The organism is Geodermatophilus sp. SYSU D00742 (assembly GCF_054049935.1).
In genome coordinates, this window is sequence record NZ_JBJGYJ010000001.1 from 28815 (window position 1) to 43094 (window position 14280).

Annotated in this window: 11 protein-coding genes; 5 read left to right on the forward strand and 6 right to left on the reverse strand. The window is 75.4% G+C overall.

Going from position 1 to position 14280, the window contains the following annotated elements:
* The first annotated feature begins 45 nt into the window (after positions 1-45).
* Positions 46-519, forward strand: a complete 474-nt coding sequence (locus tag ACI78V_RS00120) for a gamma-glutamylcyclotransferase family protein (RefSeq protein WP_456847754.1) — start codon at positions 46-48, stop codon at positions 517-519.
* On the opposite strand, the gene ACI78V_RS00125 is transcribed toward ACI78V_RS00120, so the two are convergent.
* The 6 genes from ACI78V_RS00125 to ACI78V_RS00150 are packed head-to-tail and all read right to left on the reverse strand — an operon-like array spanning position 516 to position 10130.
* Entirely contained in the window at positions 516-2432 is a 1917-nt protein-coding gene (locus ACI78V_RS00125) for a hypothetical protein (protein WP_456847755.1), read from the reverse strand. The two genes, ACI78V_RS00120 and ACI78V_RS00125, sit on opposite strands and share 4 nt — an antisense overlap.
* A gap of 45 nt (positions 2433-2477) precedes the next feature.
* Positions 2478-3527 (reverse strand): methylmalonyl Co-A mutase-associated GTPase MeaB, encoded by a 1050-nt coding sequence (gene meaB / locus ACI78V_RS00130; protein WP_456847756.1) that lies wholly within the window; start codon positions 3525-3527, stop codon positions 2478-2480.
* On the reverse strand, positions 3527-5734 hold the full coding sequence (gene scpA / locus ACI78V_RS00135) for a methylmalonyl-CoA mutase (protein WP_456847757.1): 2208 nt from the start codon (positions 5732-5734) through the stop codon (positions 3527-3529). Before scpA ends, meaB begins: the two co-directional genes overlap by 1 nt.
* Positions 5731-7656, reverse strand: a complete 1926-nt coding sequence (locus ACI78V_RS00140) for a methylmalonyl-CoA mutase subunit beta (protein WP_456847758.1) — start codon at positions 7654-7656, stop codon at positions 5731-5733. Before ACI78V_RS00140 ends, scpA begins: the two co-directional genes overlap by 4 nt.
* 33 nt (positions 7657-7689) lie before the next feature.
* A complete protein-coding gene (locus ACI78V_RS00145) occupies positions 7690-8949 on the reverse strand; it encodes an amidohydrolase (protein ID WP_456847759.1) in 1260 nt (419 codons plus the stop codon).
* Entirely contained in the window at positions 8946-10130 is a 1185-nt protein-coding gene (locus ACI78V_RS00150) for a glutamate--cysteine ligase (RefSeq protein ID WP_456847760.1), read from the reverse strand. The genes ACI78V_RS00145 and ACI78V_RS00150 overlap by 4 nt, the downstream gene beginning before the upstream one ends.
* An 84-nt stretch (positions 10131-10214) precedes the next feature.
* On the opposite strand from ACI78V_RS00150, the gene ACI78V_RS00155 reads away from it, so the two are divergent.
* The 4 genes from ACI78V_RS00155 (at position 10215) to ACI78V_RS00170 (ending at position 14276) form a co-directional block, all read left to right on the forward strand.
* The gene (locus tag ACI78V_RS00155; RefSeq protein ID WP_456847761.1) at positions 10215-11024 is read left to right on the forward strand and encodes a purine-nucleoside phosphorylase; all 810 of its coding nucleotides are present in this window, start codon (positions 10215-10217) and stop codon (positions 11022-11024) included.
* Positions 11021-11881 carry an NAD-dependent epimerase/dehydratase family protein gene (locus tag ACI78V_RS00160; protein WP_456847762.1) on the forward strand — a complete coding sequence of 287 codons (861 nt, stop codon included), beginning with the start codon at positions 11021-11023 and terminating at the stop codon, positions 11879-11881. Before ACI78V_RS00155 ends, ACI78V_RS00160 begins: the two co-directional genes overlap by 4 nt.
* A 73-nt stretch (positions 11882-11954) precedes the next feature.
* Positions 11955-13580: a phospho-sugar mutase gene (locus ACI78V_RS00165; protein WP_456847763.1), complete on the forward strand. Its 1626-nt coding sequence runs from the start codon at positions 11955-11957 to the stop codon at positions 13578-13580.
* A 3-nt stretch (positions 13581-13583) separates the two neighbouring features.
* Positions 13584-14276 (forward strand): haloacid dehalogenase type II, encoded by a 693-nt coding sequence (locus tag ACI78V_RS00170; RefSeq protein WP_456847764.1) that lies wholly within the window; start codon positions 13584-13586, stop codon positions 14274-14276.
* Positions 14277-14280: the final 4 nt, after the last annotated feature.

Genomic DNA, 14280 nt, shown 5'->3' on the forward strand with positions numbered 1-14280 from the left:
TCCCCGGGGGTCGAGCGCGCCACACCGGCCGTAGGCTCGCGGTCGATGGGCCTCTACGCCGCCTACGGGTCGAACATGGACCCTGCACAGATGCTGCGGCGCTGTCCTTCCTCACCGCACACCGGCACCGGCTGGATCCGTGGGTGGCGGCTGACCTTCGGCGGGGAGGACCTCGGCTGGGAGGGGGCGCTGGCCACCCTCGTCCCCGACGACACCACGCCCGGTGAGTCGCTCTCCCCGGGCGTCTTCGTCGCCCTCTACGACCTCACGGACGCCGACGAGCGGGCGCTGGACGCGTGGGAGGGCGCCGACCTGGGCCTCTACCGCAAGCTGCACCTGCGGGTGAACACGCTGACCGGCGACCAGGTCGCCTACGTCTACGTGCTGGACGCCTTCGAGGGCGGGCTGCCCTCGGCGCGGTACCTCGGCGCCCTGGCCGATGCCGCCGAGGCCGCCGGCGCCCCGGACGACTACCTGTCCGAGCTCCGCTCCCGGGAGTGCCGCTCCACCGGTCTCTAGCCGGCCGCGAGGTCGGTGACGGGGTTGCCGACGCCGGCCTCCCGCCAGTCCTCGCCGGGGCCGTCCTGCGACCAGCCCCGGCCGGGGTGCAGCAGCTCGACCCTCCCGGATCCGTCGTCCAGCCGGTAGGCCGCGCGCCGCTCCCACCGTCGGCCGGGACGGTCCTCCTCACCCGCCACCCGCACGTCGATGCCCGCCGTCATCACCCCGGACGGCGCACCGGCGGACAGCCGCACCGCGTCCCCGCCGAGCGGCGGCGCCGTTCCGGGTGCGGTGACCGTCCAGGACACGTCGTACGTGCGGCCCCGAGCCGAGTCGCGGTCGAGGGTCCGCGACCAGACCGACCGGCCGTCGGACAGGTAGGCGACGACCACCTCGCGGTCGGTCGGGTTCTCCAACCGCAGCCGCACCGTCACCGCCGACCCGGTGCTGACGCGCAGTCGTTCCATGCCCAGGCGACCGCCCGTCGTCCTCCCGGACGGCAGGTCCTCGGAGAGCCGGTACAACGCACGATCGGGATGGCGGTCCACGAGGCCGAACACCTCCGGCCCCCGGTCCTCGGCGTAGAGGACCGGCTGCTGCAGGGAGGGGACGTTCTCGAGGAACGGGGTGGTGCTGAGGAAGCCGAGGTCCCCGCGTCGAGGCAGGAACAGGATCGCGTCTGCGAGGTCGTGGCCGGCCACGAAGCGCTCGACCGCCCGGAAGTCGTCGCGCACCGCGGTGTTGGCCGCCACCTTGTCCGGTACGGCGGTGACGGTCAGGACCACCATGGCCGCGACCACCGACGCCGCGAGCGGACGGGCCCGAGCGGAGGCCCGGCGCCACAGGAGGACCAGCCCGGCGGCGCCGAAGACGCACAGCGGCACGACGACGGGCAGGTGGTAGAAGGGCCCGAAGGCCTCCACCCCGTCCCACAGGCGGCTCATCGCGTAGGGCCCCCAGAACGGCAGGTAGCCCAGGGGGACGGTGAGGGCCAGTGCGGCCACCGCCCACCGCGCCCGCCCCGCGGTGCGCGCGAGCCCCACGACGGCCAGGACGAGGAGGAGGACGCCGCCGGCGGTCCAGCTGGGGAGCCAGCGCACGTTGGTGAGGAGACCGGCCCACGCGTCGCCGGGCGAGAAGGGGATCGTGGACTCCGGGAAGACGCCCCGCGAGCCGAAACCGAACCCGTCCTGGGGCCCGGTCGCGGTGTACGGCAGCCGGAACGGGTGCCCCATCACCGCGACGTTGTAGACGAGGGACCCGACCACCAGCGGGACGGCACCGGCGGCCAGGCGAGCCGCGCAGCCCACCCACGACCAACCGCCGCGGTCACCGGCCCGCCGGGCAGTCCACGCCCCGGCCAGGACGACGAGCACGAAGGGCAGCGAGAACAGCACGGCGTCGAAGGGGCGGGCGAACGCCGCCACCCCGAGGACCGCCCCGGCGGCGACCACCCGGACCGACGACCGGCGGCTGACCCCACGGAGCCACAGAACGGCGAACGCCAGGCCGAGCAGGAGCTGGAAGAGGTACGGCAGGTACGTCCCGCTCAGGACGAGGAAGACCGGCGACGCGGTCAGGAGCGCGCCGGCCACGAGGCCCGCGGCACGGTCCCGCAGGACGTCGCCGGCGAGCACGGCCGTCAGCACCGCCGTGCCGGCGGCGGTCGACCCGAGGCCCGTGCGCGGCGACCCGGTGAGGAGGTCGGCGGCGGCCAGCACCGCGGGCCAGGGCGGGGTGTACTTCAGCACCACCCGGTCGCCGTGCACGGCCGAGGCCCACGGCCGGAGGAGGTCGTGGTCGGCCGGGAGCGTGACGGAGACCCGCTCGAGCAACCGGGCCATGGCCACGTAGACGGAGTCGTCCCGGTTCGCCGAGTACAGCGGGAACAGCCACCAGGACGTCGCCACCGAGGCCCCGAAGGCGGTCACCGCGAGGAGGACCAGCGCGCAGCGCCAGCGCCGGTCGCCCAGGGGTCAGCCCTCCGGAGCGGCCAGGAACGTCTCCAGCAGCTGCCGGGCGGCCAGCGCCGGGGTGACCTCCCCCGCGAGCACCGCCTCCTCCAGCTCCGGCGCGGCCGAGCGGACACCGGGGTGGGCGCGCAGCCGGTGGTCCAGCCCGTCGCGCACCAGCTGCCACGTCCAGCGCACCTGCTGGCTGCGGCGCCGCTCGTCGAACTCCCCCGACGCCCGCATCCGGTCCTGGTGCTCGACCAGCTTCGCCCACACCACGTCCAGGCCCTCGCCGGTGAGCCCGGCGCAGGTCAGCACCGGCACGTCCCAGCCGCCGGGCACGTGGCCGCGCAGCATCCGGATGGCGCCGGCCAGCTCCCGCGCCGCCTTCCGCGCGTCGGCGGCGGCCGGCCCGTCGGCCTTGTTGACGGCGATGACGTCGGCGATCTCGAGGATGCCCCGTTTGATGCCCTGCAGCTGGTCGCCGGTGCGGGCGAGGGTGAGGAACAGGAAGGAGTCGACCATCTCCGCGACCGCGACCTCCGACTGGCCGACGCCCACCGTCTCCACGAGGACGACGTCGTAGCCGGCGGCCTCCACGACCACCATGGACTCCCGCGTCGCCTGGGCGACTCCGCCGAGCGTGCCCGAGGTCGGCGACGGGCGGATGAAGGCGGCCGGGTCGACGGCCAGCCGCGCCATCCGGGTCTTGTCGCCGAGGATCGAGCCCCCCGACCGGGCGGACGACGGGTCGACGGCGAGCACCGCGACCCTGGAGCCGGCCGCGGTGAGGGCCACGCCGAGTGAGTCGATGAAGGTGGACTTGCCGACGCCGGGGACCCCGCTGATCCCGACCCGCCGGGCCGCCCCCGCGTGCGGCAGCAGCTCCACGAGCAGCTCCTGCGCGCGCTCACGGTGGTCGGCCCGCCGGGACTCCACCAGGGTGATCGCGCGCGCCATCACCCGCCGGTCCCCGGCCAGCACGCCCCCGACCAGCGCCGGGACGTCGATCGGGCGGCTCCGGGGGGCGGAGACGGCCGTCCCTGCCCCCCGGGGCCCGCCTGGCTCCTCCATCAGTGCCCGAGTCGGTCCGACAGCGTCCGCAGCAGCTCCTGCGCGGCGTCCGCGATCACCGTGCCGGGCGGGAAGACCGCCGCCGCACCCATCTCGCGCAGCGTGGGCACGTCGTCGGGCGGGATGACGCCGCCCACGACGATCAGCACGTCGTCGGCCCCGAGCTCGGCCAGCGCGTCCCGCAGCGCCGGCACCAGCGTGAGGTGCCCGGCGGCCAGCGAGGACACCCCGACCACGTGCACGTCGGCCTCGACCGCCTGGCGGGCGACCTCCTCCGGCGTCTGGAACAGCGGGCCGACGTCGACGTCGAACCCGAGGTCGGCGAAGGCGGTGGCGATGACCTTCTGCCCGCGGTCGTGGCCGTCCTGGCCCATCTTGGCGACCAGGATGCGGGGACGGCGGCCCTCCGCCTCGGCGAACTGCTCGGCCAGCCGGCGGGTCTCCTCCACGGGACCCGATGCTCCCGCCTCGTCGCGGTACACGCCCGAGATGGTCCGCACCTGGCCCGCGTGCCGCCCGTAGACCTCCTCCAGCGCGTCGGAGATCTCCCCGACGGTGGCCTTGGCCCGCGCCGCGTCGACGGCCAGCTTGAGCAGGTTCGAGTCCAGCTCGCTCCCCCGCCGTCCCTCGGCCGCGGCCCGCGCGGCGTCGGTGAGCCGGCGCAGCGCGTCGGTCACCGCCCCGGCGTCGCGGGAGGCGCGCAGCTCCTCCAGCTTGGCCTTCTGCTGGGCGAGCACGTCGGCGTTGTCGACCCGCAGCACCTCGATCGCCTCGTCGGCCTCGACCCGGTACTTGTTGACGCCGATGACCGGCTGCCGGCCGGAGTCGATGCGCGCCTGGGTGCGGGCGGCGGCCTCCTCGATGCGCAGCTTCGGGATGCCGTCGTCGATCGCCTGCGCCATCCCGCCGTGCTCGGCGACCTCCTGGATGTGCGCCCACGCGCGGCGGGCGAGGTCGTAGGTCAGGCGCTCCACGTACGCCGAGCCGCCCCAGGGGTCGATGACCCGCGTGGTGCCCGACTCCTGCTGCAGCAGCAGCTGGGTGTTGCGGGCGATGCGGGCGGAGAAGTCCGTCGGCAGCGCGAGCGCCTCGTCCAGGGCGTTGGTGTGCAGCGACTGGGTGTGTCCCTGGGTGGCGGCCATGGCCTCCAGGCAGGTGCGGACGACGTTGTTGTAGACGTCCTGCGCGGTCAGCGACCACCCCGAGGTCTGGGAGTGGGTGCGCAGCGACATCGACTTCGCGTTCTGCGCGCCCGCCTCCTTGACCAGCCGGGCCCACAGCAGCCGCCCGGCCCGCAGCTTGGCGACCTCCATGAAGAAGTTCATGCCGATCGCCCAGAAGAAGCTCAGCCGGGGCGCGAACGCGTCGACGTCCAGCCCGGCGCCCTTGCCCGCCTCGAGGTACTCGACGCCGTCGGCCAGGGTGTAGGCCAGCTCCAGGTCGGCCGTCGCCCCGGCCTCCTGGATGTGGTAGCCCGAGATGGAGATCGAGTTGAACCGCGGCATCTCCTGCGAGGTGAACGCGAAGATGTCGCTGATGATCTGCATCGAGGGCTTGGGCGGGTAGATGTAGGTGTTGCGGACCATGAACTCCTTGAGGATGTCGTTCTGGATGGTCCCGGTCAGCTGACCGTGGGACACCCCCTGCTCCTCGGCGGCGACGATGTAGAGCGCCAGCACGGGCAGCACCGCGCCGTTCATCGTCATCGAGACGCTCATGCGGTCCAGCGGGATGCCGTCGAACAGCTGCCGCATGTCCAGGATCGAGTCGACCGCCACCCCCGCCATGCCGACGTCGCCGACCACCCGCGGGTGGTCGGAGTCGTAGCCGCGGTGGGTGGGCAGGTCGAACGCGATCGACAGCCCCTTCTGGCCGGCGGCGAGGTTGCGCCGGTAGAAGGCGTTGGACTCCGCCGCGGTGGAGAAGCCCGCGTACTGCCGGACCGTCCACGGCTGGGTCGTGTACATGGTCGGGTAGGGGCCGCGCAGGTACGGCGGCAGGCCCGGGAAGGTGGCGAGGAAGTCCAGCCCCTCCAGGTCGGCCGGGCCGTACAACGGCGGGACGGCGATGCCCTCGGGGGTCTCCCAGGCCGCCTCCCCCACGCTGCGGCCGGTCGCCTCCTCGAACCGCTTGGCCCACTCGTCGACCGAGACGCCGGCCGCCGGACGGCCCAGCTCGACGCCGCTGAAGTCGGGGATGCCGCTCATGCCTGCTCTCCTTCCCCGGGAGGGGCGGACATGGCCATCTCCGCCCCTGGGACGCCGAGGTGCTCGTGGACTCGCTGCAGCACGTCGAGCGCGTCGCACCCGGCGTACACGTACCCGTCGACGCCGTCCACATCCAGCGACGGCTTGCCGGCCAGCCACACCTGCGTGGCACCGGCGGCGCGCAGGTCCGCGGCGAGCGCGGCCGCGGACTCCGCGTAGTCGCGGTCGGTACCGCAGATGCAGGCCACCGTCGTCCCGGCGTCGGCGAGGCCGGAGGCCCCGTCGCCGGACGGCGTCGCCAGGCCGCCGGCCTGGAACAGGTTGGCGGCGAAGGTGGCCCGGGCGGTGTGCCGGGCGATCGGGCCGATGGTGGCCAGGTACACCTGCGGACGGGTGGCCGCGGCATCGGCGCGGTCGCGCAGCGCCTCGAACTCCTGCGCGGCGCGCACCCGCGGCAGGCCACCGGCCGGCAGCACCTCGGCGGCCGGCTGCCGCTCCGGGAGCCGCTCGGTCAGGTTGGGGAACTCGCTGACCCCGGTGATCGCGTCCTGGCGGTGGGCCAGGCGCTGCGCCCGCGCGTCCCAGGCCGCGGCGAGCCGGTCGCGCACCAGGCCCGACCCCAGCGCGGCCGGCAGCCCGCCGGCCCGCTCGATCTCGGTGAACCACTCCCAGGCGGCGCGGGCCAGTGACTCGGTGAGCGACTCGACGTACCAGGAGCCTCCGGCCGGGTCGAGCACGCGGGCGAGGTGGCCCTCCTCGACCAGCAGGCTCTGGGTGTTGCGCGCGATCCGGCGGGAGAAGGCGTCCGGGAGGCCGAGCGCGGCGTCGAAGGGCTGCACCGTCACGACGTCGGCCCCGCCCACGCCCGCGGCGAAGCAGGCGACGGTGGTCCGCAGCATGTTCACCCACGGATCGCGCCGGGTCGTCATCACCGAGGAGGTGACGGCGTGCTGGCGCTGGCCGCGGACGTCGGCGGAGGCACCGCTCACCTCGCCGACGCGGTCCCACAGCCGCCGGGCGGCGCGCAGCCCGGCGATGGTCGTGAACTGGTCGGCGCTCGCGGCGAACCGGAACTCCAGGTGACCGAAGGCCTCGTCGACGCCCAGGCCACCCTCGGTCAGCGCCCGCAGGTAGGCGACCCCGGCGGCCAGCGCGCAGCCCAGCTCCTCCACCGCCGAGGCCCCGGCGTCGGCGTAGACGGTGCCGTCGACGACGACCGTCCGCAGACCCGGGTGGGCGGCCGCGCGGCGGGCCAGTGCGGCCAGGCCGGAGAGGTCCTGCTCCTGCCCGGAGGCGGCCTGGAGCCCGAGCGGGTCCAGCCCCAGTGAGCCGCCGGGGGCGAGGTCCGTGCGGCCCTCGACCAGGGCGAGGAACGCCTCGGCGGCCGGCTCGCCGCCCTGCACGGTCACCGGGGCGAGGTCCAGGAGGACGTCGGCGAGCACGTCGCCGAGCGCGTCGACGGGGATGGCGCCCTCGCCCAGCACCAGCCACAGCGAGGTGACGCCGTTCTCGAGGTCGGCGGCGATCGCCTCCCTGGTCACCGCGACGTCCGGGTGCGCGTGCCGCTGCCGGACGTCCCAGCCGCCGGGCACGTCCCCACCGGGCGCACCCGCGCGGGCGCCGCGGACGAACGGCGGGAGGCCGGGGGCGCCGACGGCCGAGGGCAGGTCCCCGGCGTCCTCGGCGGTGAAGAGCGGGCCGACGGTCACCCCGGTGGCGACGGTGCGGCGCAGCGCGTCCTCGACCGGGTCGGGCAGCTCCTCCCGGCCGGCCTTGCGCAGCACGCCGGCGACCAGGTCGCGCCACTGCTCCCGGGTGGCCGCGGGGAACTCCCCGGCGAGCCGCAGGTCCTCGGGGACCTCGTGCTCGGCCGGCACCTCGGCATCGCCGGCGTGGGCCGGCTGCGGATCGGCGGAACGCATCGTCGGGCTCCCCTCAGTCGATCTGCGGAGTATCTACCGCCGCTCGCCGGGACGAGCGCGTCCGGGGTGCGGGGACGGACCTGTCGGCGCCGCACCGGCATCGGCGGCCAGCGCGTGCAGGGCGGTCCGCGCCAGCAGCCGCACCCCCACCCCGATCGCCCGCTCGTCGACGTCGAACGTGCCGCGGTGCAGGTCCAGCGGGGCGCCGCCCCCGTGGGTGCCCAGCCGGGCCAGCGCGATGGGCAGCACGTCGGCGAACCACCCGAAGTCCTCCCCGCCCATGCTCTGCGGGGACAGCCGCAGGCCGTCGTTGCCCACGGTCTCCAGGGCCGCCGAGCGCAGCAGCGCCACCGCGCGCGGGTCGTTGACCACGGGCGGGACGCCGCGGATGTAGTCGACCTCGCAGTCCGCGCCGGTGGTCGCCGCCACCCGCTCGACCAGCGAGCGCAGGAGGGTCTCGGCGTTCTGCCACTGGTCGCGGTCGAGCACGCGCACGGTGCCGCGCAGGTGCCCGCGCTGCGGGATGGCGTTGGCCGCGACGCCGGCGTTGACCGCACCCCACACCAGCGACATGCCCGCCCGCGGGTCGACCTGGCGGGACAGCAGGGCGGGCAGGTCGGTGATCAGCCGGCCCAGGGCGTCGACGAGGTCGACGGTCAGCTGCGGCCGGGCGGTGTGGCCGCCGGGGCCGGTGAGGGTGACGTCCATGCGGTCGCAGGCGGCGGTGATGGCGCCGGTCCGCAACCCGACCGTGCCGGCCGGCAGCGACGGGTCGCAGTGCAGCGCGAACGCCCGCGAGGCGCCCTCGAGCACGCCGGCGGCGACCACCTCGGTGGCGCCGCCGGGGACGGACTCCTCGGCCGGCTGGAAGACGCAGCGGACGGTGCCCGGCAGGTGGTCGAGGCTCGCCAGCGCCAGCGCGGCGCCGAGGACGACGGTGGTGTGCACGTCGTGCCCGCACGCGTGGCAGGTGCCCTCGCGGGTGGAGGCGTAGGGGACGTCCTTGAGGTCGGGCAGCGGCAGGGCGTCGATGTCGGCCCGCAGCACGACCGTCGGCCCGGACCCGCCCTCCCCCTCGCCGACCTCGACGACCAGGCCGGTCCCCGAGGGCAGCCGCCGGGGGTCCAGGCCGGCGTTGCGCAGCCGCTGCTCGATGAACGACGTCGTCTCGAACTCGGCGAAGGCCAGCTCCGGGTGGGCGTGCAGGTGCCGGCGGACGGCGACCAGCTGCTGCTGCCGATCGGCGGCCCACTCGTCGACCGCCGTCCCCAGCTTCTCCGGGAACTCCGTCACGCCGGGCGTCCCCCGGCGGACGCGGCGGGGTCGGGAGCGGGTACACCGGCCGGCAGTCCGTCGCGGAGCTCGGTGAGCAGGCTGTCGACCACCGCGCACAGGTCGCCGTCGTGGGCGGCGGCGACCGCGCGCTGGCGCTGGTAGGAGGCGCCGACGGCGAGGACGCGCTCGACGTCGGCCAGCTCCGCCTCGCAGCCGAGCCGGCGGGCGGTGGGCGCGAGGTCCTCGACCAGGTCGGTGATCGCCTGGCGCACCGGGCGCACCGTGCCCTTCTCGTCGACCACGATGTCGGCGTCGAGGCCGTACCGGGCCGCCCGCCACTTGTTCTCCCGCAGCACCCAGCTGGCCGGGACCGGCAGCGTGTAGCCGCGGTCGAGCTCGCGGTCGAACTGCTCGACCAGGCACTGGGAGAGCGCGGCGATCGCCCCGACCTCGTCGAGGGTCGGCAGCCCGTCGCAGATGCGCAGCTCGACGGTGCCGAAGTCGGGGTGCGGGCGGATGTCCCACCACACCTCGCGCACGCTCTCGATGGCGTGGGTGGAGATCAGGGTCTCCATGTACTCCTCGAAGCGGTCCCAGCCCGACAGCTGGTAGGGCAGCCCGGCCGTCGGCATCCCCTCGAAGACCTTGGACCGCGCCGACGCCAGCCCCGTGTCCGCGCCGACCCAGTACGGGGAGGACGCCGAGAGCGCCAGGAAGTGCGGCACGTACTGGGTGAGGGCGTTGACGATCGGGATCGCCTTCTCCGGCGCCCGGACGCCGACGTGCACGTGCACCCCGAAGATCTGCAGCCGCCGCGCCAGCCACTGCATCTTCTCGACCAGCTGGAGGTAGCGCTCCTTGGGCGAGATCTGCTGGGTCTGCCAGTCGGTGATCGGGTGGGTGCCGGCGCACATGAGGCCCAGGTCGCGGCGGGCGGCAACGGCCCGCACCTCGGCCAGGGTGCCGGCGAGGTCGGCCTTCGCCTCGCCGACGGTGGTGCAGATGCCGGTGATGATCTCGATCGTCGACTGCAGCAGCTCGTGCTTGGCCTTGGGGTGCTCGTCGGCGCCCTCGGGCCGCATCTCCCGGAGGATCTCCACCGCGCCGGCGGTCAGCTGCCGGGTCTGGAGGTCGATCAGCTGCAACTCCCACTCCACGCCCAGGCTGGCGCGTTCGGAGGAGTGGAAGGGGATCCGCACGCTGCGGAGTCTAGGGATGATCACGCTCTTCGGCTGATCGGTGTGAACGCGACCGGTGAGCGGGCGCTGGGCTAGCGTCGGTCCGTGAGTTCCCCTCCGCCCGACGACCCCTCCGCCCTGGCCGCCCGAGCGGCCGACGACCTCGCCTCCGTCCTCGGCGGCGGTCACGACGTCGCCGTCGTCATGGGGTCCGGCTGGGCCCCGGCCGCGGACGCGTTCGGCGCCGCCGAGGCCGGTGTGGCGATCGGCGACCTGCCCGGGTTCGCCGCGCCGACAGCGGTCGGCCACGGCGGGGAGGTCCGCTCGGTGCGGGTCGGCGAGCGGCGGGTGCTGCTCTTCCTCGGCCGCACCCACCTCTACGAGGGCCGCGGCGTCGAGCCGGTGGTCCACGGCGTCCGGACGGCGGCCGCAGCCGGCGTGCGCACCGTCGTCCTCACCAACGCCGCCGGCGGGCTGGCCCCGGACCACCGGGTGGGCCAGGCGGTGCTGATCAGCGACCACCTCAACCTGACCGCCCGCTCGCCGCTGGTGGGGGCGACCTTCGTCGACCTCACCGACCTCTACTCCCCGCGGCTGCGGTCGCTGGCCCGCGAGCTCGACCCGTCCCTGACCGAGGGCGTCTACGCCGCGCTGCCCGGGCCGCACTACGAGACGCCGGCCGAGATCCGGATGTTGCGGACCCTCGGCGCCGACCTGGTCGGCATGTCCACCGCGCTCGAGGCGATCGCCGCCCGCGCCGCCGGCCTGGAGGTCCTGGGCCTGTCGATGGTCACCAACGCCGCGGCCGGGATCACCGGCGAGAAACTGGACCACGAGGAGGTGCTCGCGGCGGGCAGGGCGGCGGCCGGGCGGCTCGGCGAGCTCCTGGTGCAGTTCGTGGGGCGGCTGCCATGAGCGTGGTGCTCGTGACCGGGGCCGCCGGGCGGATCGGCACGGTGCTGCGCGGCGGGCTGCCCGAACGCGGCTGGGCGGTCCGCTCCCTCGACGTCGTCCCGCTCCCCGACGCCCGGCCCGGCGAGGAGCAGGTGGTCGCCGACGTCACCGACCTCGCCGCGGTGGAGGATGCCGTCGCCGGCGCCTCCGCGGTCGTGCACCTGGCCGGCATCTCCGGGGAGTCGACCTGGCCGGCCGTCTCGCACGCCAACATCGAGGGCACGTACTGCGTGCTCGAGGCGGCGCGGCGAGCCGGGGTCCCCCGCGTCGTGCTGGCCAGCAGCAACCACGCGACCGGCTACACCCCGCGTCCCGACGGCGGCCTGCTGCGCGAGGTCGACGCCCCGCCGCGGCCGGACACCTACTACGGCGTCTCCAAGGTGGCGATGGAGGCGCTGGGCTCCCTCTACGTGGACCGGTACGGGCTGGACGTCGTCTGCCTGCGGATCGGCAGCGCCTTCCCCGAGCCGACGACGGTGCGGCAGCTGTCGACGTGGCTGTCCCCCGGCGACCAGGTGGCCCTCGTCGACGCCGCGCTGCGGGCGCCCGCCCCCGGCTTCGCCGTCGTCTGGGGCGTCTCGGCCAACACCCGCAACTGGTGGGACCTCACCGCCGCCCGGGCACTGGGCTACGAGCCGTCCGACGACGCCGAGGTGTTCGCGTCGGCGCTGCTCGAGGCCTACGGCGAACCCGACCCCGCCGACCCGGTGCACGCGCGGGTGGGCGGCGAGTACACGACGGCGCGGTTCGACGCCGAGCACTTCGAGCCGCCGCTGCCCCGCGGCGACATCGCGCCGGGCAGCGGAGCCGATCGATGACCGGACTCGCGAGCTCTCCCCGGGACGCAGCAGCCCTCCGAGCGACACCGGTGAGCGCCGGCGAGGAGGCGCCGTGAGCCTCCTCGACGTGGCCCGCGACTGGGCCGACGCCGATCCGCACCCCGGCGACCGGGCGGAGATCGAGTCCCTCATCGAGGCGGAGAACACCGCCGAGCTCGAGCGCCGCTTCGCCGGGCCGCTGACCTTCGGCACCGCGGGGCTGCGGGGGCCGCTGCGCGCCGGGCCGGCCGGCATGAACGCCGCCGTCGTCACCCGGGCCGCGGCCGGGCTGGCCCGCTACCTGGCCGACGCCGGGCACGCCGGGGCCGGGGTGGTGATCGGGTTCGACGCCCGCCGGCGCTCCGACGAGTTCGCCCAGGTGTCGGCGGCGGTGTTCTCGGCGGCGGGGTTCGACGTCCAGGTGCTGCCGCGGCCGCTGCCCACCCCCGTGCTCGCCTTCGCCGTCCGGCACCTGGGCTGCGCGGCCGGCGTGATGGTCACCGCCAGCCACAACCCGCCCGACGACAACGGCTACAAGGTCTACCTGGACGACGGCGCCCAGCTGGTACCCCCGGCCGACCGGCTCATCGAGGCGACGATCTCCGCGGTCGGGCCGGCGCGGGAGGTGCCCCGCTCCGACGACTGGGTGACCCTCGGGGACGACGTCCAGGCCGACTACGCCGCCGCCGTCGTGGCCGCCCTGGAGCCCGACCGCGTGCCGGCCGCGGACCGCGCCGCACTGACCGTCGCCTACACCGCGATGCACGGGGTGGGGTCGGACACCACGCGGGCGGTGTTCGCCGCCGCCGGCTTGGCGCCCCCGGTGAGCGTCGGCGAGCAGGACTCCCCCGACCCCGCGTTCCCGACGGTCAGGTTCCCGAACCCGGAGGAGCCGGGCGCGGTCGACCTGCTCCAGGCCCTGGCCGCCCGTGTCGACGCCGACGTCGCCATCGCCGAGGACCCCGATGCCGACCGCTGCTCGGTGGTCTGCGGCGGCCGTCAGCTGACCGGCGACGAGGTGGGCGCGCTGCTGGCCGACTGGCTGCTGCGCCGCGGGGTGCGGGGCACGTACGCGGCCTCGCTGGTGAGCGGTTCCCTGATGTCGGCGCTCGCGGCGGCCCACGGGGTGCGGTTCGCCGAGACGCCGACCGGGTTCAAGTGGATCATCCGCGCCGGCACCGACGACGTCCCGCTCGTCTTCGGCTACGAGGAGGCGCTGGGGTACGCCGTCGCGCCGCAGGTCGTCAAGGACAAGGACGGCATCTCCGCCGCACTCGCGGTCGCGCTGCTCGCCGCCGAGCTCAAGGCCTCGGGCCGCACGCTGCTGGACCGGCTCGACGAACTGGCCGGCGAGCACGGGCTGTTCGTCACGGGGCAACTGTCGGTGCGCGTGGAGGACCTCTCCCGGATCGACGCGATGATGGCGCGGCTGCGCTCCTCCCCGCCCACCCGCCTGCTGGGCCGGGAGGTGGCGTTCGCCGACCTGGCGCACGGGGAGCCGCCGGTGGACGCCGTCCGGCTGCTCGGTGACGGCGTGCGGGTGATCGTGCGCCCCAGCGGCACCGAGCCGAAGCTCAAGGCCTACCTGGAGACGGTGGTGCCCGTGCACGACGACGCGGGCCTGATCGCGGCCCGCGGCCGGGGCGCCGACGAGCTCGACGAGCTACGCGCCGAGATGGCCGCCGCGCTGGGGGTGTAGCGGATGGACGTCCGCGCGCTGGTGTTCGACGTGTTCGGGACGGTCGTCGACTGGCGCGGCGGGGTGGCGCGGGAGGTCCACCGGCTCGTCGGCCCGTCCGTGGACGCCGCCGCGGTCGCCGACGACTGGCGGGACCGGTACGTCCCCTCGATGGAGCGGGTGCGCTCGGGCGAGCTGCCCTGGACGCCGCTGGACGCCCTGCACCGCTCCTCGCTGGACGACGTCCTCGCCGACGCCGGGCTGCCCGACGTCCCGGCCGCGGTGCGCGACGAGCTGGTGCTCGCCTGGCACCGGCTGGATTCGTGGCCGGACGTCGTCCCGGGGCTCACCCGGCTGGCGCGGTCGCACGTCCTCGCGCCGCTGTCGAACGGCAACGTCGCGCTGGTCGTCGACATGGCCAAGAGGGCCGGGCTGCCGTGGGACTGCGTGCTGGGCGCGGAGATCGTGCGGCACTACAAGCCCGACCCCGAGGTGTACGACGCCGCGCCGCGGCTGCTGGCGCTGCCGCCGTCCTCGGTGCTGATGGTGGCCGCGCACGTCGAGGACCTGGTCGCGGCCCGCGCCCGGGGCCTGCGGACGGCGTACGTGCACCGGCCCGACGAGTTCGGCGGCCGGCAGGTGCCGCCGGAGACGGATCCGGACGCCGACCTGTCGCTGCACTCGTTCGAGGAGCTGGCCGACCGGCTGGGCGCCTAGGTTC

What these genes read in the sequence shown, in the direction of transcription:
- ACI78V_RS00120 (WP_456847754.1), top strand. Translation starts at nt 46, where the DNA reads ATGGGCCTCTACGCCGCCTACGGGTCGAACATGGACCCTGCACAGATG.
- meaB (WP_456847756.1), bottom strand. Translation starts at nt 3,527, where the DNA reads ATGGAGGAGCCAGGCGGGCCCCGGGGGGCAGGGACGGCCGTCTCCGCC.
- scpA (WP_456847757.1), bottom strand. Translation starts at nt 5,734, where the DNA reads ATGAGCGGCATCCCCGACTTCAGCGGCGTCGAGCTGGGCCGTCCGGCG.
- ACI78V_RS00140 (WP_456847758.1), bottom strand. Translation starts at nt 7,656, where the DNA reads ATGCGTTCCGCCGATCCGCAGCCGGCCCACGCCGGCGATGCCGAGGTG.
- ACI78V_RS00160 (WP_456847762.1), top strand. Translation starts at nt 11,021, where the DNA reads ATGAGCGTGGTGCTCGTGACCGGGGCCGCCGGGCGGATCGGCACGGTG.
- ACI78V_RS00170 (WP_456847764.1), top strand. Translation starts at nt 13,584, where the DNA reads ATGGACGTCCGCGCGCTGGTGTTCGACGTGTTCGGGACGGTCGTCGAC.